Here is a 24,015-nt window from a genome sequence, read left to right as displayed (position 1 = left end):
ACAGAATATTAGTGATATTATTCTTTATATAGTATTTTTTCTATAAAAATATGAAGGAGTGAGCAATTTGAAGAAGCAAAAACTGTTGATCAATGGGGAACGTTTGAAAGAAACATTGGAACGTTTTGCTGATTTCGGCCGCACACCAAACAATGGTGTCACTCGACTCGCCCTCTCAGAGGAAGATCGCTTAGCAAGAGATTATTTTTGTTCCTGTTGTAAAGATCTCGGAATGAGCATTCAAATCGATGACATGGGTAATATTTATGCCACATTAGCAGGCGTGGAAGACAACCCCCCCATTGTGATTGGCTCTCATATGGACACTGTTAAAAAAGGTGGTCGTTTTGACGGCATCCTTGGCGTTGTGGCTGGTCTAGAAATTGCTCGCACACTTGTTGATAACAATATTAAACCAAAAATACCGCTGACAATTGTTAATATTACCAATGAAGAAGGGGCTAGATTTGAACCATCTATGATGGCTTCTGGTGTACTTTCTGGTAAATTCGATAAAGCCACCATGTCGAAAAAAAAGGATGTAGAAGGTATCACTTTTAATGAAGCACTACAGACCATTGGCTATAATGGAGATATTGGGGCTAGATTAAAGGAAGCAACAGCATTTTTAGAATTGCATATTGAGCAAGGGCCTATTCTTGAAAAAGAATCATTATCTATAGGCGTCGTCGAATGTGTATTAGGAATGGTCTGTTATGAAATTACAGTGACTGGGGAATCCGATCATGCTGGCACAACGCCGATGTATATAAGAAAGGATGCTCTATTTACGGCTAATGAATTAATTACGAAAGCGCGCGAACGACTAAGCGCACTAGATTCCGACTTAGTCTTTACAATGGGGCGGATGAATGTCTTTCCTAATATCCACACCGTCATCCCTAATCAAGTCGTCTTCTCATTAGAAGCTAGACATAAAGAGGCTAACGTCATTCAGCAAGTTGAAGCGATTATTCAAGAATTAACCCACCATACTTCTGAGCAAAATTGTATTGTGCAAGTAGAAAAGCTTTGGGATCGACAAACAGTTTGGTTTAACCGTGAAATTTGTAATTTGCTTGAACAGTCCACTCAATCATTGGACTATTCTTACAAGCGAATGGTCAGTGGAGCCGGTCATGATGCTCAATTTCTCGCAAGCTATATTCCTACTGCCATGATTTTCGTGCCTAGTGTCAATGGAAAAAGCCACTGCGAAGAAGAACTAACTACTTGGGAAGACTGCGAAAAAGGGGTAAATGTTCTTTTAGAAACGGTTCTTTCTTACTTCAATGAATAACTATTGCAAAAAAGGTGCCGTCTCATAAGTAGTTGAGATGGCACCTTTTCTGCACCAAAAGCGAAGCGACAGGTGCAAAAAACCTAATTTAATGGCATTTTCAAATAAGAAGTATCGTCCCGAAAGTTTGCTACGTAGACTTTTGAGACACCCTTTTTTATTTTATATTAGCGTATGATTGAATGCTGGTGGCATGCTTCCAAATAAAACGGGTGGCATGCTCGACAATCATTTCCTTATCATTGTCCATAGATGCTACGTGATAAGAGTTTGGCAAAGTGACAAGCTGCTTATTTTTTGACGAGATGTATTTATAAATAAAGGTCGTATTCTCCGGTGGAACGACATGATCGATGAAAGATTTGATGCAAAGTGCAGGTGCCTTGACGTTGGGCAATTTGCTAGGAATCTCTACCATTAAGCTTTGTAATTCACGAATGGCTTGGACAGGTGCTTTGTCATACGTGATTTCCTCGACATTTTGTGCCTTTATATCCGGCGCTCCTTCCTTAATAAAACGGGGAGCTGGCGTCTTTTTTAAATATTCAAGCTCTGGAATGGTTAGAGCGGCATTAATCGTGATAATTCCTTCAATACCCTCATACTCCGATGCTAATTTAAGAGTTAATGTGCCACCCATCGATTGCCCCATCACAAATACACGTTTTCCATGGGCTTTTAATGCTCGATAACCTTGTTTAAAGCTTTCATACCAATCTTCATGCGTGCATTTTTCCATATCTAAATAGTGAGTCCCATGTCCTTTTAGGCGAGGAGCAAGAACAGTAAATCCTTTGGCAGCCAAGCTCTCTCCCAAAAAACGCACACTTTGCGGCGTTCCAATAAAGCCGTGAGAAAGCAAGATTCCAATTTCATTTCCTTCAAAATAAAACGCCTCAGCACCTGACATCACCTGATACCGTTCTTTCATGCTCAACCCCTCCTATTTTTAATTCCGATTATTTTTATATGTTTATTTTATATTTCTATATCCTACTTGTCAACTATGAATTAAATCTTTATATGCCAAACGGTCCCTTTTGTTTGACCAGAGTTTGATAGATTCATTGAACGCAATAAATAATAAGCTAACTGATTACACGAGATATTTAAAAAGTGGCGAAGCTGTTGATTGGTAATAGTCGGATGGAAAAGTAGGGCATAATCTTCGACGGAGGTAAGGTGGGCATCATGCGAGAATTGCAAGCAAATAGGGCATTGCCATTTGCGTAAATGTCTGATCATTGGAATCGCTGAGCACTGTGGACATTGTATTCCGGTCATTAACTCGCTTTTTTCGATTTGGAAATTTTGGAGGACGTCTATGTCTGTGGGAACGTGATTGGTTATAAAAAGTGCGGATAAATTTTGAAGGTCCTTATTGGTTAATATTTTGGGTTCGTTCATCTTCTCTAGAAAAATCGGAAATTGCTCCGCCTGTATGACCTGTTGCATGATATGAGGATTAGAAGAGGACGTCTTAATAATCGACTTATTATTAGTAAAAACAGTAACAGTATGAATAGGGATTTTTTGATATTTATTTTTGGCAAGCCATTCTTGCAATTGAAGTTTTTGACGAGCCGTTTGCAAAATTGGGTTAGGAAACCGCTCTTCTTTTCCATCTTGCACTCGTATCATTTGTCGAAAAGTCTCATCAAACCAAATCGTTCCAGCTATATTTTTCAGTTCAATGATTAAAATATAGCTGGGCGTGAGAAGAAGAGAATCTATTTGAAAGAAGCGATCGCCCATTGGCAGCCGAAGATCGTTAAAAATGAGATGATTCTCTTTCGGAACAAAACTAAAATAGTAGTCTATGGCCTGTTCCCCTCTAAAGCCCGCTTTACTAATCGCCAATTCCTCCTCAATCTGCAATCGTTTCGGATGTTCACTAGGAAGTCGCCGCAACAAAGCCTCTAACTTCAAAATCTTCATCGGAACTTTTCTTTCTTTAACAATCATTTAAACACTCCTTCCCCATTTGATACTTTCTAATTCGGCAAATCAAGTGCAAAACCTTTTGATAGGATAAGCAATTTACAATTATTTAACATCGTCGTGCTTTTTACTGAATCGTTGTGGAGATTTAATGAATCAATTATTCTTTTTCCTGAGTCCAAACCACTTTTTAAGGACTCAGGGGCCGGATTTACTGAATCGCTCTTTTTTACTGACTCACACCCACTATTTACTGAATCCTTTACTCTGTTTCCTGAGTCCAAACCACTTTTTAAGGACTCAGGGGCCGGATTTACTGAATCGCTCTTTTTTACTGACTCACACCTACTATTTGCTGAATCCTTTCCCCTTTTTCCTGAGTCCAAGCCGCTTTTTAAGGACTCAGATGACAGATTTACTGAGTCGCGCTTTTTTACTGACTCACACCTACTATTTGCTGAATCCTTTACTCTGTTTCCTGAGTCCAAACCACTTTTTGAGGACTCAGATGACAGATTTACTGAATCTCCCGACATACACAAAACCCCCAAGCATTCGCTTGGGGGCCACTAATTAGCGTTTTTTGATTTCTTCTAGTAATAGTTTGTTAAGTACAGCTGGGTTGGCTTGTCCTTTGGAAGCTTTCATGATTTGACCTACTAGGAAGCCAGTTGCTTTGCTTTTTCCATTTTTGAAGTCTTCGATGGATTGCGGGTTAGCATCTAAAGCGTCATTGATGAATTTCAATAACACACTTTCATCGGAAATTTGGACAAGGCCTTTTTCTTTCACGATGGTCTCCGCATCGCCGCCGTTTTCGATCAATTCTTTGAATACTTTTTTGGCAATTTTTGAAGAAATTGTTCCTTTTTCGATTAGACGAATCATGCCAGCTAAGCCTTCTGGTGTTAAAACACACTCAGCTAGCTCTTTGCCTTCTGCGTTTAAATAAGCAGATACTTCGCCCATTAACCAGTTGGAAGCAAGTTTGGCATCAGCATCTGCTGCCACCGTTGCTTCGAAAAAGTCGGCCATCTCTTTCGTAATCGTTAATACGTTCGCATCATGTGAAGGTAAGCCAAGTTCGTTCATATAACGCTCTTTTCGCTGATCTGGAAGCTCAGGAATCGTTGCACGTACACGTTCTTTCCACTCGTCATCGATGTGGATGTCAACTAGATCGGGCTCAGGGAAGTAACGATAATCATCGGAGCCTTCTTTCACACGCATTAATAATGTTCGACCAGTTGCTTCGTCAAAACGGCGAGTTTCTTGATCGATCACGCCGCCAGATAATAACACATCCGCTTGGCGTTTTTCTTCGTATTCTAATCCTTTACGTACAAAGTTAAAAGAGTTTAAGTTTTTCAGCTCAGTTTTTGTACCGAACTCTTCTTGACCGTATGGACGCAAGGAAATGTTGGCGTCACAACGAAGGGAGCCCTCTTCCATTTTACAATCAGATACTTCTGTATATTGGATGATTGATTTTATTTTTTCAAGATAAGCATAGGCCTCTTCTGGTGTGCGAATATCCGGCTCAGATACGATCTCAACAAGCGGCGTTCCTTGGCGGTTGTAATCACATAAAGAAACGTTACCCGCATGCGTTAATTTACCAGCATCTTCTTCCATGTGGATGCGCGTAATACCGATTTTTTTCTTTTTGCCGTCTACTTCAATTTCAATCCAGCCGTTTTCACCGATGGGTTGATCGAACTGCGAAATTTGGTAAGCTTTCGGATTATCCGGATAAAAATAGTTTTTGCGGTCAAATTTTGTGATAGGTGCGACTTCACAATTGAGTGCCATCGCCGCTTTCATCGCAAATTCGACGACGCGTTTGTTGACAACTGGAAGCACACCTGGGTAGCCTAAGTCAACGACAGTTGTATTTGTATTTGGCTCTGCCCCAAAGTGAGCAGGAGCCGATGAAAAGATTTTCGAATTCGTTTTTAACTCTACATGGACTTCTAATCCAATGACCGTTTCAAAGTTCATTTTGTTCACCCCTTACAATGTTGGTTTTTGTTTATGGAAATCTGTTGCTTGTTCAAACGCATGAGCAACACGGTACACTGTTTTCTCATCAAAATGCTTACCGATGATTTGAAGACCAAGCGGCATGCCGTTTGAGAATCCGCATGGAACAGAAATTCCTGGTACACCCGCTAAATTGACAGGAATCGTTAATAAGTCGTTCGCATACATCGTTAATGGGTCATTAATGATCTCACCGATTTTAAACGCTGGTGTTGGCGTCGTTGGGCCAATGATGACATCATATTTTTTAAATACATCTTCAAAGTCCTTTTTAATTAATGTACGGACTTGCTGTGCTTTTTTGTAATATGCATCATAGTAGCCAGAGCTTAACGCGAATGTTCCAAGCATAATACGGCGTTTTACTTCATCGCCAAAGCCTTCTGCACGCGTTTTCTTATAAAGATCGATTAAGTTTTCGGCATTTTCCGCACGGTAACCGTAGCGAATACCATCAAAGCGAGCCAAGTTAGAAGATGCCTCAGAAGACGCTAACAAGTAATAAGTAGCAACTCCATATTTAGAATGTGGAAGAGACACTTCTTCCCAAGTTGCGCCCATGCCTTCTAATACTTTTAATGCATCAAGGACTGATTGGCGTACCTCTTCCGATACCCCTTCGCCAAGGTATTCTTTCGGTACAGCAATACGCAGGCCTTTCACATCGCCTGTTAATGCTTGAGTATAAGAATCAACTGGGATATTAGCGGATGTAGAATCATGCGGATCGACACCAGAAATCGCTTCTAGTAAGTACGCATTGTCTTCTACATTGCGTGTAACCGGGCCAATTTGATCCAATGAAGAAGCAAAGGCGATCAAGCCGAAACGGGATACACGTCCGTATGTAGGCTTTAATCCTACAACACCACAGAAAGCAGCTGGTTGACGAATCGAACCGCCTGTATCAGAGCCTAGAGAAAATGGTACTTCTCCTGCCGCTACAGCAGCTGCTGAACCACCGGAAGAACCGCCTGGTACGCGATCTAAGTCCCATGGATTACGTGTTTTTTGATAGCTAGAGTTTTCTGTAGAAGACCCCATCGCAAATTCATCCATGTTTAATTTACCGATCGTAATCGTCTCTGCTTCATGAAGCTTGTTCATGACTGTTGCATCGTAGATCGGGTCGAAATTGTTTAAAATTTGGCTTCCGCTCGTTGTGCGTAATCCTTTTGTGACAATGTTATCTTTAATTCCAATCGGCATACCAAATAAAAGGCCTTTCGCCTCATCTGTTCCGATTTTCGCTTGCAATGCTTCCGCTTGCTGGCGAGCATTTTCTTCGTTTAATGTGATAAACGCTTGAACCTTGCCTTCTACTTCTTGAATTCTTTTATAAGATTCATCCACTAAATCTGGGATGGATACTTCTTTTTTATGTAAAAGATCGTGAAGCTCGGTCAGCTTATGATTAAATAATGACATCCTGTTCCCTCCTTACTCAATAATTGATGGCACGCGAATTTGCCCGTTTTCATGATCCGGGGCATTTTTCAATACTTCCTCTTGCGGAAGCCCTGGTTTCGCCTCATCTTCACGCATAATATTTTTCATATCTAAAACATGGGACGTTGGCAATACATCCGTTGTATCTAGTTCATTTAATTGCTCAGCAAAAGAGATAATGGCATCAAGATGAGATGTAAATTTCTCCACCTCTTCATCAGTCACCGCAAGGCGTGCTAAATTCGCCACATGTCTCACTTGTTCTTCTGTAATACGTGTCAATTCCCTTCACCTCCATAAAAATTAAAGCATCTCACAATACTATTCATCTTATCAAATTTCCTGGTTTTATAGCAATTCGCACAAATTTTATTTTACCATGCCCATATCCTTTCTAGTAGCTTCATATAAAAGAAATCAAAAGAAATAACCTCCGAGCCTATTCACTCGAAGGTTATTTCTCACTTTCATTACTGCTTTTGGAATTGCTCTTCTTCTGTTGAGCCTTTAAGAGCTGTAGTAGAAGATTCTCCACCAGTGACTACCATAGATACTTGGTCGAAATAGCCCGTTCCTACTTCACGTTGATGACGCGTTGCTGTGTAGCCATCTTTTTCAGCAGCAAACTCCGCTTGTTGTAGTTCGGAGTAAGCACCCATTCCACGATCTTTGTAACCAAGAGCCAGTTGGAACATACTATGGTTAAGCGCATGGAATCCAGCCAATGTAACGAATTGGAATTTGTAACCCATTTTCCCAAGCTCGACTTGGAATTTCTCAATTGTTTCATCATCAAGTTTTGCTTTCCAGTTGAATGAAGGAGAGCAGTTATAAGCAAGCATTTTACCAGGGAACTTCTCATGAATGGCTTCAGCGAAACGACGTGCTTCCTCCAGGTTCGGTTCAGACGTTTCACACCAAATTAAATCAGCATATGGAGCATAAGCCAATCCGCGAGCAATCGCTTGATCTAAACCAGCGTTTACTCGATAGAAGCCTTCAGATGTACGCTCACCAGTGATGAATGGTGCATCGTAAGGATCGACATCACTTGTAATTAAATCAGCCGCGTTGGCATCTGTACGAGCAATTAATACAGTCGGTGTTCCCATAACATCCGCTGCTAGACGAGCGGCAATTAAGTTGCGGACAGCTGTTTGTGTTGGAAGAAGAACTTTTCCTCCTAAGTGACCACATTTTTTCTCTGAAGAAAGTTGATCTTCAAAGTGAACGCCAGCTGCGCCTGATTCAATCATACCTTTCATTAGTTCGAATACGTTCAATTGTCCACCGAAACCAGCTTCCGCATCGGCAACGATTGGAGCGAAGTAATCGATTGAATCATCACCTTCCATATGAGCAATTTGATCGGCACGTTGTAGCGCTTGGTTAATACGTTTAACAACGCTTGGTACACTGTTCGCAGGGTATAAACTTTGGTCAGGATACATATGTCCGGAAAGGTTGGCATCCGCTGCTACTTGCCAGCCGCTCAAGTAGATCGCCTTTAAACCAGCTTTCACTTGTTGAACCGCTTGGTTACCCGTTAGTGCGCCAAGTGCATTAATGAAGTTTTCTGTTTTCATATAGTTCCATAGCTTTTCAGACCCGCGGCGAGCCAGTGTATGTTCAATATCGATCGATCCACGAAGCTTAATGACTTCCTCTGCAGAATATGGACGTGTCACTCCTTGCCATCTTGCATCGTTTTCCCAGCTTTCTTGTAATTGTTGTACGCGTTCGTTTGTCATGATAATTCCTCCCCAAATTTTTTTATATTAAAGGATTTTGTAGCCTGGTAAAGTTAAAAATTCCTCAAATTCATCTTGAATAATTAATTGATCAAACAGTTCAGCCGCTTCTTCAAATCGATTGGAAGCAAAGGCTTCTTCTCCTACTTCTTGTTTCAGCTTTTGTACTTCTTCTTGCTTAAACTGTTGATAGAGTTCCATTGTCATTTTGCGGCCGTCGGTTAACAAGCCTTTTGGATGTCTAATCCACTGCCATAATTGAGCACGTGAGATTTCCGCAGTCGCCGCATCTTCCATTAAATTATGTAGCGGTGCTGCTCCACGTCCGCTTAGCCAGGAGGCAATGTATTGAATGCCTACACTAATATTGACGCGGACTCCTTGTTCAGTAATTTCACCATCTGGTACAGCAAGAAGTTCTTCAGCAGAGACTTGAACCTCTTCCCGTTTTTTCGATTTTATTTGATTAGGTCCCTTCATTTCTGCGTTGAACGCTTCTAATGCTACTGGAACAAGTCCTGGATGAGCCACCCAAGTACCATCATGTCCGTCTTTTGCTTCACGCTCTTTATCCGCTCGTACTTTCGCATAAGCTTCTTCGTTTTTCTTCTCATCATCCTTGACTGGAATTTGAGCGGCCATTCCCCCGATGGCCGGAGCTTTTCTGCGATGGCATGTTTTGATCGTGAGTTGTGAATAGGCTCTCATAAACGGAACCGTCATTGTCACCTCAGCACGGTCTGGTAAAATCACATTTTCTTGATTTCTGAACTTCTTAATATAGCTGAAAATATAATCCCATCGTCCACAGTTCAAGCCAGCAGAATGTTCACGAAGCTCATATAAAATTTCATCCATTTCAAACGCTGCTACAATGGTTTCAATTAGCACAGTGGCTTTAATCGTGCCTCTTGGAATACCGATATACCTTTGGGCAAATAGAAAGACATCATTCCAAAGTCTCGCCTCCAAATGACTTTCAAGCTTCGGTAAATAAAAGTATGGGCCGGTGCCGTTTGCTGCTTGTTTAACAGCATTATGGAAGAGAAATAAGCCAAAGTCGAAAAGGCTTCCTGAGATCGGTTTCCCATCGAGTTGTACGTTCTTTTCTTCTAAATGCCATCCTCGTGGACGAACGATGAGCACAGCTGTTTCCTCTTTTAATTCGTATTTCTTTCCGTTAGGATTTTCAAAGCTGATCGTGCGATTAACGGCATCGCGCATATTAATTTGTCCTTCGATGATGTTGTCCCATGTTGGTGAAGTTGCATCCTCAAAGCAAGCCATATAACATTTAGCGCCAGAGTTCAGTGCATTGATGACCATTTTTCGGTCAACTGGGCCGGTAATTTCTACTCGACGGTCCTGGAGGTCTTTCGGTAGTGGAGCGATTTCCCATTCGCTGTTGCGGATATGTGCTGTTTCTTCTAGGAAACTAGGTTGTTTACCTTGGTCAAATTCTTTTTGTCTTTCTTGACGTTTTTGAAGAAGTTCGAGTCTACGTTCTCCAAAGCGCCGTTCAAGCTGTTCAATAAACTGTAAAGCATCGGGTGTCAGAATTTCTTCATAACCCGGTCGCATTGCACCTGTTATGTTAATGCCAGCTGTTTGAGTGGCCATTGAATTCATCCTTTCTTTGTTATATTACAGTTATTATCTGTTAAATGTATTATATAACAGTGATTAGAAAAAGTGAATATAATTTTTCTAATAATTTTAAATTTTCATTCGACATTTTTTTTGTAAAAAAATAAAAGAGCGGGATGACCGCTCTTTTATTCGTAAATATGAACATATGGTTTATCTGCATTCGGTTCTTTAACAATTAACGCTTCTGGTTCACCTGCCGATGTGATCGTTACTTCAACTGGTGTGTAAGCAGGGAAGTGGTCCATCGTCAGTCCCGTAACAAACTGGGTAAAACCAATCACCTCTGCTTTTCCATAAAATTGAATAGGGATTTCAATGCTCAAACTCACTAATTCATCCCCGTTATATAGAGCTTTTCCGATTACACCACTATAGTTTTTAAAATACTTTTCAACATCTTGTTTGAAGTTTAAAAAGTACGTCAAGTCATCTCTTCGTTCTTTCTCTGCCTCTGGTGAAGGGAATAAATAATATTTCTCATCTACCTTTTCCCATTCGCTAATCGTATCTTCATCTTCATCTAAATGCGTGTATGCGATGAAATTCCCTGGGACAACTGAGTTTTGAGCTTGCTGTTGAAATAAAGCGATCGTCACAGGCACGTCCTTTATACCTTTGATTGTTCGAACGCGCTTAGCTACTTCTTCCGCAATTTTCTTTCCTTCTCGTTCTATTTCTTCATCTGAAATCTTATGCTCATACTGGGCACCATATTTTTCTTTTGTGTAATAATGAACAGAATTTAAGGCTAGACCAATAACTACTCCGCCAAGTTCCAGTGAATTGTCTTCCGTTTTTGTTAAATAATTGTGTTCCATGACATGCGCTAAATAGATCGGGCTTTTTTCGTTGCGCTCTTGCACCGAACCTTTGCCGTCGTCGATCGGGTTTAATCCTAAATTCTCTTCAGGCTTCATGCCTTTTTCTTTCAATTGAGCATCTGTATACTCTCGGTCTAACCAAGCCTGTATCGTCTCTTTATCAAGTGTTTGTCCTTCTTGGAACAAATATTTCTCTGGGGAAAAATTCTCCTGGGCAATTCTCATTAACCCTGTTTCAAGCTCAACAATGTCATAACGTGTATTTAAATTAGAAACGACTAACCCTCTCGCCTTTCCAGGTTTAAATGGCGTAATCGTCCGGTAAAAATCCTCAGATATTTGGTAATTCGGAATGATCGCTTTCTCCTCTTTGCCATCACCTTTAATGACTTCTTCCTCTTTTTCTAATTTCGGCGCACAACCACTAATGAGCAAAGAAGCCGTCATTACCGCCAAAAATATTTTCTTCTTCAAACGAGCCACCTCTTATTAATTAAGTTCGTCCAATAGCTTTTGTTCATCCCATACGTCAATGTCTAATTCCGTCGCTTTTGCTAATTTAGAACCCGCTTCTTCACCAGCAATGACGAGATCTGTCTTCTTACTCACACTGCCTGATACTTTCCCACCAAGAGCCTCAATTCGTTCTTTCGCTTCATTGCGCGTCAGCTGATGTAATTTTCCTGTTAAAACGACCGTTTTTCCAGCAAAAAAAGAATCCGACTGTTCCACTGCGGCAAGCTTCGGGCCTTTATATACCATGTTGACACCGGCCGCTTTTAGATTTTCTATTAGCTCTGACACTTCCGGTAAGTGAAAATAAGCAACAATCGCTTCAGCCATTTTATCCCCAATTTCATGAATGGCTGTTAATTGTTCCAGATTCGCTTCAGCCAGTGCATCCATCGTTTCAAAATGTTGCGCTAATGTTTTCGCTGCTTTTGCGCCAACGTGGCGAATGCCAAGACCAAACAATAGTTTTTCTAATGAGTTTTCCTTTGAAGCTTCAATGGCTTGGAGTAAATTATCAGCTGACTTTTCACCCATTCGTTCTAGATTGATTAGCTGTTCTTTCGTTAGCTTGTAAAGATCTGATACATCTTGAATAAGGTGTTCTCGGTACAGTTGGGCCACCACTTTTTCACCGCAGCCATCAATATTCATCGCATTACGGGAAACGAAATGAATCATTCCTTCTCGAATTTGTGCGGGACATTTCGGATTCATACAACGAAGAGCGACTTCTCCTTCTAGCCGGACGAGCTCTCCATCACATTCAGGGCAGTGCGTCGGCATATGAAACTCCTCTTCCTCCCCTGTTCGACGTTCCGCAATTACATTGACAACTTCCGGAATAATATCGCCCGCTTTTTTAATAACGACATAATCCCCAAGCTTAATATCTTTTTCTCTAATTAAATCCTCATTATGGAGAGAAGCGCGCTGCACAGTTGTTCCTGCTACTCGTACCGGCTGTAAAATCGCGGTAGGTGTCACAACGCCTGTCCGTCCGACACTTAATGTAATTCCCGTTAGTTTCGTTACAACCTCTTCAGCAGGAAATTTGTACGCTATCGCCCAGCGCGGACTTTTCGCCGTAGCCCCAAGCTCCCGTTGCTGTTCAAGTGAATTCACTTTAATGACAATCCCATCAATTTCGTAAGGTAAATCAGGGCGCTTGTCTACCCAGCTAGCGACATAGTTAATGACTTCATCGATATTATCGCATACTTTTCGTTGTTTGTTCGTTTTAAAGCCTAAATCATCAAGTAAATCGAGACCAGCACTATGAGAAGTCACCCCGGTTTCGCCTGGATTGGCTACACCATAAAGGAAAATATCGAGATTACGAGAAGCAGCAATACGAGGGTCAAGCTGGCGCAAGGAACCTGCCGCTGCATTGCGTGGATTCGCAAATGGTTCCTCGCCCTTTTCATCCTTGATCGCATTTAGCGCAATAAATGATTGCTTCGGCATAAACGCCTCACCACGCACTTCTAACGTAAACGGTTGATTGATCCGTAAAGGAATCGAGCGAATCGTTTTTAAATTCGCGGTAATATCCTCACCCGTCGTTCCGTCACCGCGAGTCGCCCCTTGAACAAATAATCCTTGTTCATATTTTAACGACACAGCAAGTCCATCAATTTTAAGTTCACAGACGTAGGAATAACTTTCCTCATCGAGAGCTTGCTTCACTTTCCGGTCAAAATCGCGTAAATCCGTCTCATCAAAGGCATTGCCGAGGCTTAACATTGCTGTATCATGACGGACTTTATTAAACATATCAAGCACCTCGCCCCCCACGCGTTGAGTAGGGGAATCTGGTGTTTGTAAATCTGTAAATTCATTCTCTATCTTAATTAATTCTTGCATTAAACGATCATATTCAGCGTCAGATACAGACGGTTGATCTAGTACATAGTACTCATAATTGTATTGGTTCAATACATTATGTAGCTCTTGTACTCGTTGTGCTGCTTTATTTCTGTCCATCAAGACACCCTTTCTCTTTAAACTTTTTCAATCGGAGCAAATTTAGCAAGTAGACGCTTAATGCCTGTTGGACTTGGAAAAGCAATATCTAATTCGACGCTATCCCCACTGCCTTTTACGCTAACGACCGTACCTGTACCCCATTTTTTATGGCCCGCTTTATCGCCTACTTTCCAATCTGCACCGCTACTAGCTGTATTTATTTGCGGACGTACCATCGGACGGCGAGGTGCTTTTGATTGACCTCGCAACCCAAATGGTGTGCTAACTTTTTCAGCAACTGCGAGATGGTCGATTAAATCAGCAGGAATTTCACTAATAAAGCGTGAGACTGGGTTCATATTCGTACGGCCGTATAAAGTACGCATTTGAGCATTCGTTAAATATAGCTCTTCTTCCGCTCTAGTAATTCCAACATAAGCCAAACGTCTTTCTTCCTCCATCTCTGCCTCTTCCATTAACGAGCGGCTATGCGGGAATACACCTTCCTCCATTCCCATTAAAAAGACGACTGGGAATTCAAGACCTTTCGCTGAGTGGAGCGTCATTAACACGACAGCATCTTGCTCTTCCTCTTCTTTTCCGAGCTGATCGATGTCCGCTACAAGAGCCAAATCCGTTAAAAAGGCGATTAAGCTTTTATCATCATTCGCCTCTTCAAAGTTTTTCGTTACGGATAAAAACTCGTCAATATTTTCAAGTCTGCTTTGGGATTCAATCGTTTTTTCCGCTTTTAGCATATCGCGATAACCTGTGCGCTCCAACACTTCTTCTACTAATTCAGACACAGACAAATATTCTTGCTGTTGCGTATATGTTTCAATTAATCGACGAAATTCAATCGCTGTTTTCGCCGCTTTCCCGCTCAGACCGATAAAATCTGCTTCCGCTAATGCTTGATAAATCGTCAAATCATTTTCTTGGGCATAGCGAGAAATTTTGTCGAGTGAAGTGGAACCGAGACCACGCTTTGGCACATTGATAATCCGCTGCAAGCTAATGTCATCATCCGGATTGGCGATTAAACGCAAGTAAGCTAGCAAGTCCTTAATCTCTTTGCGATCATAGAACTTAATTCCGCCAACAATTGTATACTCAATGTTCGACTTCATCAATACTTCCTCAATCACACGAGACTGAGCATTCGTGCGATATAAAATCGCAATATCCGACCGTTTCCGCTTTCCGCTATCTGTCATTTCTTTAATTTTCCCAACAACAAACTGCGCTTCTGTTTGCTGATTATCTCCTCGATAATAAGACAGTTTACGCCCCTCTTGATTTTCCGTCCACAATTTCTTCGGTTTGCGGTTAGAGTTATTTTTAATTACTTCATTTGCTGCTTGTAAAATCAATTTTGTCGAACGGTAATTTTGCTCAAGAAAAATCGCTCTTGATTGCGGATAATCCTTTTCAAATGAAAGGATATTAGCAATATCTGCTCCCCGCCAGCGATAGATGGATTGATCTGAGTCCCCAACTACACATAAATTATGGAAGCGGCTCGCTAATAATTTAACTAACATATATTGGGCTCTGTTTGATATGGATAGGTAAACCTTTGAAGTCATCTCCAGCTTTTCCCCCCATTCACACCGTACGTGCGAGTTTCCCCGCATACGGCGTTCCATCAATTCGTTATCATCCAGCTACTATTTTATCGTTTCCAACCAATTTGCGGAGTTTATTGATTTTGTCTAAGGCTTTACTATCTAAGTTCAGTTTTTGAAGGTATTTCTGAATTGTTTCTTCCTCTGTTGAATGAATTAACTTGTGAACATCCTTCTTTAAGAATATCAGGTTTTTATACTCATCACTTCCACCTTTGCTTCTTGGTGTCTTATGATGAACTTCCATATCCCCAATCTCTAAAGGTACTTTCGTTACTCCACATTGTCCAAGCTGACCTACGTAAAGGGAAATTCGGTTATCATTGTATTCTACACTTTGATCAGGTACTGGATTTTTCATAAGATGATAAATAATTACTTGATTATATCCCTTAAGCTGATCATGTACTTTCTGCCTTCCTAAAGCCGTATAAGAGCAAATATCCTGACTAAAATTAGTTGGATGTTTCGTTTTTATATGGTCAATAGGAAAAACATTAATGCCATGTATGAATACCACTTTTCCTTTGAATTTAGGATATAGCCTTTTAAATGTGTTGGACTTTGCACCTTTATAACTTAGAATAGTTTTCGTTCGGTTGTATAAGGTCTTTCTGACTGAGAAACCAATTTTACTAAAATCAACAGTGATATGTGTCGCATATCGATAATAATTTTGAATACCAACAATCATCGCATTGAGTTTAGATACTTCTTTTTGACCGTTTTCTACTTGTTTGATTTGCTCTCGTAGTTTGGAAACAGCCTTCTTTTTCGCTTTATCGCTCATATTTGTTTTGGCTACGAACTTTTGCTTCTTCGGTACAACTTTCATTTTAAATCCTAGAAATTCGGAATGTTTCTTCCGTAAATTAATCACCTTAGATTTCTCAGGACTCGCTTCAAGCCCCAATCTTTCCTTTAGCCATTTCTTTACGGCTTCAAAAATAATGAAAGCGTCTTTATGATTTCGACAAAAGATCTTAAAATCGTCTGCATAACGAACGATAAACATTTCCTTTAATCTGGTCTGTTTTATTGCTCGATATTTAGCGCTCTGATCAAAGACTAATCTTTTGCCAATCATTCGTTCCCGATTGTAGTTCTTTCCTGTTTCGAAGGTTTCCCATTGACTGCTGATCCACCAATCCAATTCATTTAATACAATGTTGGACAATAATGGTGAAAGAATTCCGCCTTGTGGAGTCCCTTTGTTTGGTACCCCGATCCCTTTAACTTCTGTTTTAAGCATTTTTGATAAGATACTGATAACCTTCTTGTCTTGAATACCTAATGACCATATCTGCTTTAATAATTTCCCTTGATTGACATTATCAAAGAATCCTTTGATGTCTACATCAACCACATAATGAAGTTTATTTTTATTCACCAAACTAATGGCTCTTGATAATGCGTGATTTGCACTTCTATTTGGTCGAAACCCATAGCTATGATGATGAAATTTTGCTTCACAGATAGGTTCAAGAATTTGTTTCACACATTGTTGAATAACGCGGTCTTCTATAGTCGGTATTCCTAAAGGTCTCATTGTACCATCTTGTTTTGGGATCTCTACTCGCCGAACAGAACGTGGTTTAAAATCGGCCATCCTATTCCTTACATAGTGAATAAGGCGATTAGGGACTTTTTCACCTATATCAAGAATGGTGCTTCCATTCGTTCCACTTGTTTTACTTCCGTGGTTCTTTTTGATATTGCGATAAGCCAATTTAATATTTCTTTCATCAATGATGAGATCATATAATTTTCGAAACGTATAGCCATTTTTGCTTTGAGCGTACAGCTTATCCAACTCTTTTTGAAAATCGTAGTATTCATTATTACGTAATTTTTGCTTCTTCTTTAGTTTTTGGTTGTTATCAGTCAACTAATCACCACCTAAAAATGGTAGGCTTTCGTTTCTCTTAGTCATACTCGAACCTGATAGACGATAAATGTAGTTGCTTTAACAAATTGACTAGTGGCTATCCCTCCATGATGTTTCCATCACTTCAATGGTACTGTGCCACCACTATCACTGACATAAAGATAAGTTATGGAACTTGCCTTTCCCTATCACCGTTTCACTGGTAAATAAGACCTCCACGTTGTCAGCTTCCCACGTTCCAATGATTTGATCTGTACATACACTTTTAGGTGAATCCTCTAGCCCTGCTAGCTTGGACATGCCTGTAACACGACAAGGTGTTTCATAAAGACAACTCTTACTCCACCTCACTAGCACCACGAACCGTGGTAATACCATTTCTAGTATCTATACCTCTAGAGCCGTACATTCGGATTTTCGTCAGTTGGTTTTTTCGCGCCAACATTCTCACCATGAGTGCTTTATAGACCCCCGGCTTATTTGTTGCACCTTCTACCTCTAGAAAGCTTTCGTCAACTTTGCTTGTTACGGCAACATTCAGCCGACTTCACCGAGCTTATAACCCCAAGATACTTACTTATCTTGACGCTATTCGGAGGATTAGGGAGAGCCTTTCAGGGCGTTACTCCATCATTCGACTCTTCAAATCATCAGTTCTCCTAGCAAATTGCTAGTGGCTAATCTTTTCAATTAGCAACGTGTCGCACTGTCCTGATATTCATCCACATGAATGTATTGAAATTTCCGCTGATAAAACTCTAGCACTTCCGGAACACGCTGGAATAATTGAATCGTGACCATGATTAAATCATCAAAGTCTAGCGCTTGATTTTTTTTCAGTCGTTTTTGATATTCCGTGTACACTTCACTGACAATTTGGTCCATGTAGCTACCTTGGCTCTTGCTGAACGTTTCAGGATCGATTAGCTCATTCTTAGCGGAACTAATGGAAGCCAATAAGCCACGAGGGTCAAATTTCTTCGGATCAAGATTCTTCTCCTTTAAGATACCTTTAATCACAGATTGCTGATCGGTAGTATCTAAAATGGTAAAGTTACGGCTGTAGCCGATACGGTCGATGTCTCTGCGTAAAATCCGCACGCACATCGAGTGGAAAGTTGAAATCCAAATGTCCTCTGCGGCACCACCAAGCAATCGTCCAATCCGTTCTTTCATTTCGCGCGCCGCCTTATTAGTGAAGGTAATCGCGAGAATATTATACGGATTCACCCCTTTTTCCACCATCAAATAAGCAATTCGATGAGTCAGGACCCTCGTTTTACCAGAACCAGCTCCAGCCATAATCAAAAGTGGTCCTTCTGTTGCTTTCACTGCTTCCTGCTGTTCAGGATTTAATCCTGTTAATAATTTTTCAGTTAAAAAATTCATTCTTTCACCACCTACAAACATATGTTCTTATTATACATCATTTTTAACTGCTGTAACGGTTTTTATTGCTTCTGCTAACTGTTCATATATGACATTACCGACCACAACGATATCAGCATATTGAGCCATTTCTTTTGCCTGATCTGCCGTCTGAATACCTCCACCATAAATAAACGTCGTATTCTCTAAGGTATCCCCCACCGCTTTGACGGCTTCTACATCTCCATATGTTCCACTGTATTCTAAATAAAACAACGGCAGATGCATCATATTCTCTGCCATCATGGCGTAGGCAACAATATCCTCTTTAGATAATGGAGCTTTAGCTTCTGTTAATGCAGCCGCCTTACAATCAGGATTGGCTATACAATATCCTTCTGCATAGACCTCTTCCCAGTCCATCAGTTCACCGAATTCTTTGATCGCCTTATGATGTAGACCCGTAATCCATGCTGTATTCTGACTATTGAGCACCGTCGGGATAAAATACAAATCAAATCCTGGCGTAATGGATTCTATATTGGAAACTTCTAGTACACACGGCACTGTATATCGACGAACTCGGGCCATTAAATCAAGGACATTTTCAAGTGTAACGCCATCACTTCCTCCAATTAAAATCGCATCCGTACCCGATTCACACAATTTTTCTAATGCCTGATCATCTATCTCTTTATTTGGATCTAACTTAAACACATGACGCCATTCGCGCACATCATACATCTAATTTCCTCCCACATTCTATATTCAAAAGTAGCCAAACATTTGGCACCCTTCATTATATCATTAAAACAAGGGCCTGACCCCACCGCATCACGTATATATGCAGTGAAGATCAGACCCTTTATTTATTCGCACGGTTCTTTAATTCGGTCAAGAACGAGCTGGTACGCATCATTTCCGTAGTTTAAGCAACGCTTTACACGAGAAATGGTAGCAGTAGATGCACCCGTGCCCGATTCAATCTTATGGTATGTTTTTCCTTCTTTGAGCATACGCGCAACTTCAAGGCGCTGAGCGAGTGACTGAATTTCATTGACTGTACAAAGGTCATCGAAAAATAAATAACATTCTTCTAAATCACGAAGAGACAGAATTGCCTCAAATAGCTGATCTAACTCTCTTCCACGTAATTTTTCAATTTGCATACTATGCTTCAAACCCCTTCGCTAATTATTTTGCAAATTCAACTATTTGATTGAGCCCTTTTGAGGCAGGAATGACTTGAATCCATGTGTTACCAGGTATAAAGTCAACCATCGCCCCTTTTTTAAAAGGAATAATTCGCCCATTGACATTAGACCAATCGACTTGTTGTACAATCCCATGCTGAATCAGATAAGCCGAACCACCTGATGATAGATCAATATCTAATCGACCTTCCGAATCAACCACGCGATGACCCGCTTCGATGATAAAAATATTATCCGCTAATACAGGCTCTTGCGATTCCCGATCTAGTTCTTTTTCTCCACCAGTCCATCGCTCATAGCTCTGTTGTTTCGGGTCATACTTGTACTCTACTTGAAAAGCAGCTTGATTAGAGTAGCGAATCTGAACGTTTTCCGCTTTTGGGCCAGCAAGCTCTTTCACTTCAGCTCGCTTCATAAAATTCAGACTGTCGGGAGCCGTCTGCAAATCATATCCTTTGTCCTTTGCTGTTTCAGTCATTTCATCAAACATCATATAAGAATTATGAGGAGCCACTCTTGAAGGATCTCTTTGAAAAATAGTTCCGTCATATTGAATACCATTGATCTGGTCAATCGCTCCACTTTGAAGCATCTCTTTCGCATCTGGACTATAGCCATGGGCGATAAATAAACTGTCATATCCATTGGCTAAATCAATAAAATAATCTCTTGCACTTCGCACAGGCCCCACTTTCTCCGGCTGCTTGCTTTGATAAATGGCTAAAAATCGCGTCATATTCCCTTCAACCATTACCTCATACACAAGATCTGCCTGCACCAATCCAGTATGTGGACGTGCTTTTGGATGATTATTAATGACAACAGCTGTAGCTCGTTGGTTTGGTTCTACCTTTGTTTTCTCACCTGTTAGTGGAAAAACATAGTGACCTTCTTTATCTGGAGAAACCATGCTACCTTCTTTCTGAGCTTCACTGTTTTCTTTCTCTCCCCAACAACCGCTTAACATGATAGCGTTTGTTAATAAGATCATGATGGTTAAAGTTCTCATACAAAACTCCCATATAGATTCTCTTTACTTTACTATTTTAACGCATTATAGTCGGAAAGAGTACCGTTTTCTTCATCACATCATACATTCCATGTGAAGTGATGCGAATGTATGGCAAATGTGTAGATGATAAAAAGAGCAGTGTATATATCGGGTCATCAAATTGATACCCTCGATCAACTAGCAATTTTTTCAACTCGACTTCTTCTTTAATTAATTCCTCTACTGGCTTAGTAGACATCATACCTGAAAGCTCTAAAGGAATTTCATGAATGATTTGTTCATTTTCAGAAAGCACTAGCCCTCCGCCCATTTCTTTCATACGATAAAAGGCTCGTTCCATCTCACGTTTACACTTTCCAATAAGAAGAATACCACCTGTATTAGAAAAAGAGGAGGCAAACCCTTGAATATTCGTCGCAAAGCCTTTGATCATCGTATTCACTCGCCATTTTCCATGACGATCTAATAACACTAAAAAGTTTTCATCATCCGCTTGATAAAGCTCTTCACCCGAAACATCTTTTTCAAGAGAGTAAGGTTTGGTAATTACATTATTAACCATTTCAATTCCAAATGGCATAGAGAATTGTAAATCTTCCTCTTGTAGATCCCAGTCTAGCTGCAATGGACCAAATCCATACTTCGCCCAATCGATTGAAGGGAAATTAGATACTGACCCTTCTGGATTTTTCACCCATTCTCCTTTTGACAACACAGCCATTGGAGTGGGATGATACTCATCTTCTAATATATTAATGTTAGCAACTCTTCCAGGTGCAATCACGCCATGTAAATGATCCACTCTATAATATTTCGCCACATTATAACTCGCCATATGATAGGCATCAATTGGTGGAACCCCGTGTTCAATCGCCTTAGCAATCATCCAGTCCAAAATCCCTTTTTCATAAAAAGCAGGAGCTGCACCGTCTGTTGTAAACATCATCATATCGTATTGATTCAAATTCATTTCTTTCATTTCCTGAAGCAAAAGTTCAAGATCTGGTCGAATCGACGAATGACGTAAGGAGACCATATATCCAGCCATTAAGCGCTTCTTAATATCCTGTCCACTCATCGATTCATGGTCGCTATCCGCACCAAGCAACGCCATCTTTGTGAGCGTTTTTTCAGAGGCGCCCGGGAAATGACCTTCAATTCTTTTGCGCATGCGCTTTGTTTCTTGAATCCAATGAAGCATCATATCATCGCCGTCTAAAAGCTTGGGCCATCCAGTCAGTTCTCCCCCTTGGATAACTGCCTCATGCTCTATCCATGACTTCACTGCTGTATTTGAAAAAATTTCTTCCTCATTCGCCAATTCTGTCTGTGCATCATAGCGGCACCACCAATACATGCTAACTGGCAATGTCCGTAATTCTTCAAGTAAAGAAAACGCTTTCTTTTCTTCTAACATCAAAAATAACATTAAGTTGTCATTGATGAAAGTAGTCGTTCCTGTCTTCACTGCATATTCAGCAAAAGTTTGGGGATTATAAAGCAGAAACGGATGAACATGCGGTTCGATATAACCTGGGACTAACGTTTTGCCATGACAGTCATATATCTCATAGGAACCTTTACTTTCTGGTAGCTCTTCACCAACATACACAATACGATCTTCATAAATCCAAATATTAGCTGTCACCCATTGTTTAAGAATAGAGTGCAAAAAACGGGCATTGGTCAGAACTAACGTAGGAGAAATCTCTCCATTAACCACCGACACATGTGCTCTGAGCTGCCTGTTCTTCCAGCGATATCTTTGTTCCAGCATTATACAAGCCTCCTAAAAGGAAGTTATCATTCCATTTATTAAATTATTGACTATCGTAACATATTTTACGATTTAACGCTCTAAAGAACCAAAATTTTTTTGAACAAAATGTGAATTTGAAAAGCGGAAGGCGCTCGTTCATCGGCGACAAGCAAAAGACGAGCTGGCTGAAAGGTTGTTCTTTAACCTTTTAGACAGATTGACTTTTGACCTCGAGCCGATAGCGCCTGCAGCTAGACAATCGAAAAGCGGAAGCAGCCGTTTGAAAAAATAGTACATCCAACTAAAAAGAGGCTGTCTAGAGACAGCCTCACGAAAAAAGGAGTTGAAGACCATGTTTATGGAATATGTGACCGATGTATCTTTTGTCATGGCCATGATTATTGGCAGTGTGATTGCCATCCTTTTTGTTTATGTTAGACGTTCGAAGAAGAAGCGCGCGCAATAGCACGATTACCAATGTCGTTACGATAGAAAAAGTGATCTTTTTCTATCGCGCTTATTCGATCATACGCTTTTTGCTGGGCTTGTTGAATCGTCGGTGCTTTTCCTGTTACAAGGAGAACTCGACCGCCATTGGCACAAATGACACCAGCTTCATTTTTGAACGTGCCAGCATGTAACACGGCAGAAGCATCCACTTTGTCCATCCCTTTAATCGGATGGCCTTTTTCATAGCTTTCTGGATAACCGTTGGCTGCCAATACAACACCAAGAACTGATTCATCATTCCATTGAAGCTCAGGATTTTTTCCATCTAACACATCAAGGAAGACTTGAGCAAGGTCCGATTGTAAACGTGGAAGTACGACTTGTGTTTCTGGGTCGCCGAATCGAGCATTAAACTCAATCGTTTTCGGTCCCTCTTCGGTTAGCATGAGACCAGCAAAAATGATTCCCGTAAATGAACGACCTTCTGCCACCATTCCTTTAGCAATCGGTATAAGAATTTCCTCGACCGACTGTTCAATGATTTCTTTAGAAATATGAGGGATTGGAGAATAGGCACCCATACCACCAGTGTTCGGGCCTTCATCATTGTCAAACGCCCGCTTATGATCTTGTGCCGCTTCCATTGGGTAAACATTTTCTCCATTCACAAAAGCCATTAAAGAATACTCTTCCCCTTGAAGGAATTGCTCGATGACCACTTTAGCAGATGCCTCGCCAAACTTTTTATCTAGCATCATTTCTTCAAGAGAAGCAAGTGCTTCTTCCATTGTCATTGCGACTGTTACGCCTTTACCAGCGGCAAGGCCATCCGCTTTTAAAACGATGGGAGCTCCTTGTTCTTCAATATATGCTTTTGCTTCATCATAAGAATGAAAGGCTTTGTAACGGGCTGTTGGAATATTGTATTTTTCCATCATCATTTTCGCAAAAGATTTACTGCCTTCAAGTACAGCAGCTGCTTGATTAGGACCGTAAACTTTTAGCCCTTTTGTTTGAAGATGATCGACGATTCCGGCATGCAATGGATTTTCAGGTCCTACTACGGTTAAATCAATATGGTTTTCTAATGCAAATGTGGCTAGCTCCTCAAAGCTCATCTCGTCAATCGCGACAAGCTCTGCATCATAAGCTATCCCTGCATTGCCTGGTGCACAAAATACTTTTTCTACTTGAGGGCTTTCTGCGAGCTTTTTACAAATAGCATGTTCTCTGCCGCCTCGTCCAATTACAAGTACCTTCATT

General features: G+C 40.7%; 18 protein-coding genes and 2 pseudogenes. 2 read left to right on the top strand and 18 right to left on the bottom strand.

The window, feature by feature from the left end; translation table 11 throughout:
- Positions 1 to 67 precede the first annotated feature (67 nt).
- On the top strand, positions 68 to 1,300 hold the full coding sequence (locus WDJ61_RS02795) for a Zn-dependent hydrolase (protein ID WP_338752982.1): 1,233 nt from the start codon (positions 68 to 70) through the stop codon (positions 1,298 to 1,300).
- A gap of 157 nt (positions 1,301 to 1,457) precedes the next feature.
- Here the strand turns inward: WDJ61_RS02795 and WDJ61_RS02790 are convergent, their stop codons facing one another.
- The 17 genes and pseudogenes from WDJ61_RS02790 to WDJ61_RS02710 all read right to left on the bottom strand — a co-directional run bounded on the left by WDJ61_RS02790 (position 1,458) and on the right by WDJ61_RS02710 (position 22,320).
- On the bottom strand, positions 1,458 to 2,231 hold the full coding sequence (locus tag WDJ61_RS02790; protein WP_338752981.1) for an alpha/beta hydrolase: 774 nt from the start codon (positions 2,229 to 2,231) through the stop codon (positions 1,458 to 1,460).
- 80 nt (positions 2,232 to 2,311) lie between these two features.
- On the bottom strand, positions 2,312 to 3,265 hold the full coding sequence (locus WDJ61_RS02785) for a nuclease-related domain-containing protein (protein WP_338752980.1): 954 nt from the start codon (positions 3,263 to 3,265) through the stop codon (positions 2,312 to 2,314).
- A 29-nt stretch (positions 3,266 to 3,294) separates the two neighbouring features.
- Positions 3,295 to 3,777, bottom strand: coding sequence for a hypothetical protein (locus WDJ61_RS02780; protein WP_338752978.1), 483 nt, complete (start codon positions 3,775 to 3,777; stop codon positions 3,295 to 3,297).
- Positions 3,778 to 3,814: 37 nt separating this feature from the next.
- Positions 3,815 to 5,242, bottom strand: a complete 1,428-nt coding sequence (gene gatB, locus WDJ61_RS02775) for an Asp-tRNA(Asn)/Glu-tRNA(Gln) amidotransferase subunit GatB (RefSeq protein WP_338752976.1) — start codon at positions 5,240 to 5,242, stop codon at positions 3,815 to 3,817.
- A 12-nt stretch (positions 5,243 to 5,254) separates the two neighbouring features.
- Entirely contained in the window at positions 5,255 to 6,712 is a 1,458-nt protein-coding gene (gatA, locus tag WDJ61_RS02770) for an Asp-tRNA(Asn)/Glu-tRNA(Gln) amidotransferase subunit GatA (protein ID WP_338752975.1), read from the bottom strand.
- A gap of 12 nt (positions 6,713 to 6,724) precedes the next feature.
- On the bottom strand, positions 6,725 to 7,015 hold the full coding sequence (gene gatC, locus WDJ61_RS02765; protein WP_203364315.1) for an Asp-tRNA(Asn)/Glu-tRNA(Gln) amidotransferase subunit GatC: 291 nt from the start codon (positions 7,013 to 7,015) through the stop codon (positions 6,725 to 6,727).
- A 188-nt stretch (positions 7,016 to 7,203) separates the two neighbouring features.
- Positions 7,204 to 8,484 carry an isocitrate lyase gene (gene aceA, locus WDJ61_RS02760; RefSeq protein ID WP_338752973.1) on the bottom strand — a complete coding sequence of 427 codons (1,281 nt, stop codon included), beginning with the start codon at positions 8,482 to 8,484 and terminating at the stop codon, positions 7,204 to 7,206.
- 27 nt (positions 8,485 to 8,511) lie between these two features.
- Positions 8,512 to 10,104: a malate synthase A gene (gene aceB, locus WDJ61_RS02755; RefSeq protein WP_338752971.1), complete on the bottom strand. Its 1,593-nt coding sequence runs from the start codon at positions 10,102 to 10,104 to the stop codon at positions 8,512 to 8,514.
- Between the two features lie 155 nt (positions 10,105 to 10,259).
- Positions 10,260 to 11,429 carry a CamS family sex pheromone protein gene (locus WDJ61_RS02750; RefSeq protein ID WP_413789045.1) on the bottom strand — a complete coding sequence of 390 codons (1,170 nt, stop codon included), beginning with the start codon at positions 11,427 to 11,429 and terminating at the stop codon, positions 10,260 to 10,262.
- Between the two features lie 15 nt (positions 11,430 to 11,444).
- A complete protein-coding gene (ligA, locus tag WDJ61_RS02745; protein ID WP_338752969.1) occupies positions 11,445 to 13,451 on the bottom strand; it encodes an NAD-dependent DNA ligase LigA in 2,007 nt (668 codons plus the stop codon).
- Between the two features lie 17 nt (positions 13,452 to 13,468).
- Positions 13,469 to 14,995: pseudogene (locus WDJ61_RS02740) on the bottom strand (3'-5' exonuclease); the annotation flags it as partial.
- A 97-nt stretch (positions 14,996 to 15,092) separates the two neighbouring features.
- Positions 15,093 to 16,949, bottom strand: a complete 1,857-nt coding sequence (gene ltrA / locus WDJ61_RS02735) for a group II intron reverse transcriptase/maturase (RefSeq protein WP_338752967.1) — start codon at positions 16,947 to 16,949, stop codon at positions 15,093 to 15,095.
- A gap of 705 nt (positions 16,950 to 17,654) precedes the next feature.
- Positions 17,655 to 18,338 (bottom strand): annotated as a pseudogene (locus tag WDJ61_RS02730) (UvrD-helicase domain-containing protein); the annotation flags it as partial.
- Positions 18,339 to 18,368: 30 nt separating this feature from the next.
- A complete protein-coding gene (locus tag WDJ61_RS02725) occupies positions 18,369 to 19,061 on the bottom strand; it encodes a heptaprenylglyceryl phosphate synthase (protein WP_338752966.1) in 693 nt (230 codons plus the stop codon).
- Positions 19,062 to 19,186: 125 nt separating this feature from the next.
- Positions 19,187 to 19,486, bottom strand: a complete 300-nt coding sequence (locus tag WDJ61_RS02720) for a YerC/YecD family TrpR-related protein (RefSeq protein WP_338752965.1) — start codon at positions 19,484 to 19,486, stop codon at positions 19,187 to 19,189.
- Between the two features lie 25 nt (positions 19,487 to 19,511).
- Positions 19,512 to 20,540, bottom strand: coding sequence for a DUF3048 domain-containing protein (locus WDJ61_RS02715; protein WP_338752964.1), 1,029 nt, complete (start codon positions 20,538 to 20,540; stop codon positions 19,512 to 19,514).
- A gap of 37 nt (positions 20,541 to 20,577) precedes the next feature.
- Positions 20,578 to 22,320 carry an adenine deaminase C-terminal domain-containing protein gene (locus tag WDJ61_RS02710; protein ID WP_338752962.1) on the bottom strand — a complete coding sequence of 581 codons (1,743 nt, stop codon included), beginning with the start codon at positions 22,318 to 22,320 and terminating at the stop codon, positions 20,578 to 20,580.
- Positions 22,321 to 22,654: 334 nt separating this feature from the next.
- On the opposite strand from WDJ61_RS02710, the gene WDJ61_RS02705 reads away from it, so the two are divergent.
- A complete protein-coding gene (locus WDJ61_RS02705; RefSeq protein ID WP_338752961.1) occupies positions 22,655 to 22,768 on the top strand; it encodes an EYxxD motif small membrane protein in 114 nt (37 codons plus the stop codon).
- Here WDJ61_RS02705 and purD read toward each other — a convergent pair.
- Complete coding sequence (gene purD / locus WDJ61_RS02700) at positions 22,737 to 24,014, bottom strand: phosphoribosylamine--glycine ligase (RefSeq protein WP_338752960.1); 1,278 nt, start codon at positions 24,012 to 24,014, stop codon at positions 22,737 to 22,739. The genes WDJ61_RS02705 and purD overlap by 32 nt on opposite strands.
- Position 24,015: the final 1 nt, after the last annotated feature.

Source organism: Bacillus sp. FJAT-52991, assembly GCF_037201805.1.
Taxonomy (GTDB): domain Bacteria; phylum Bacillota; class Bacilli; order Bacillales; family Domibacillaceae; genus Bacillus_CE; species Bacillus_CE kandeliae.
Note: the sequence above shows the minus strand (reverse complement) of the source record. Positions and strands in the feature narration are given on the sequence as shown.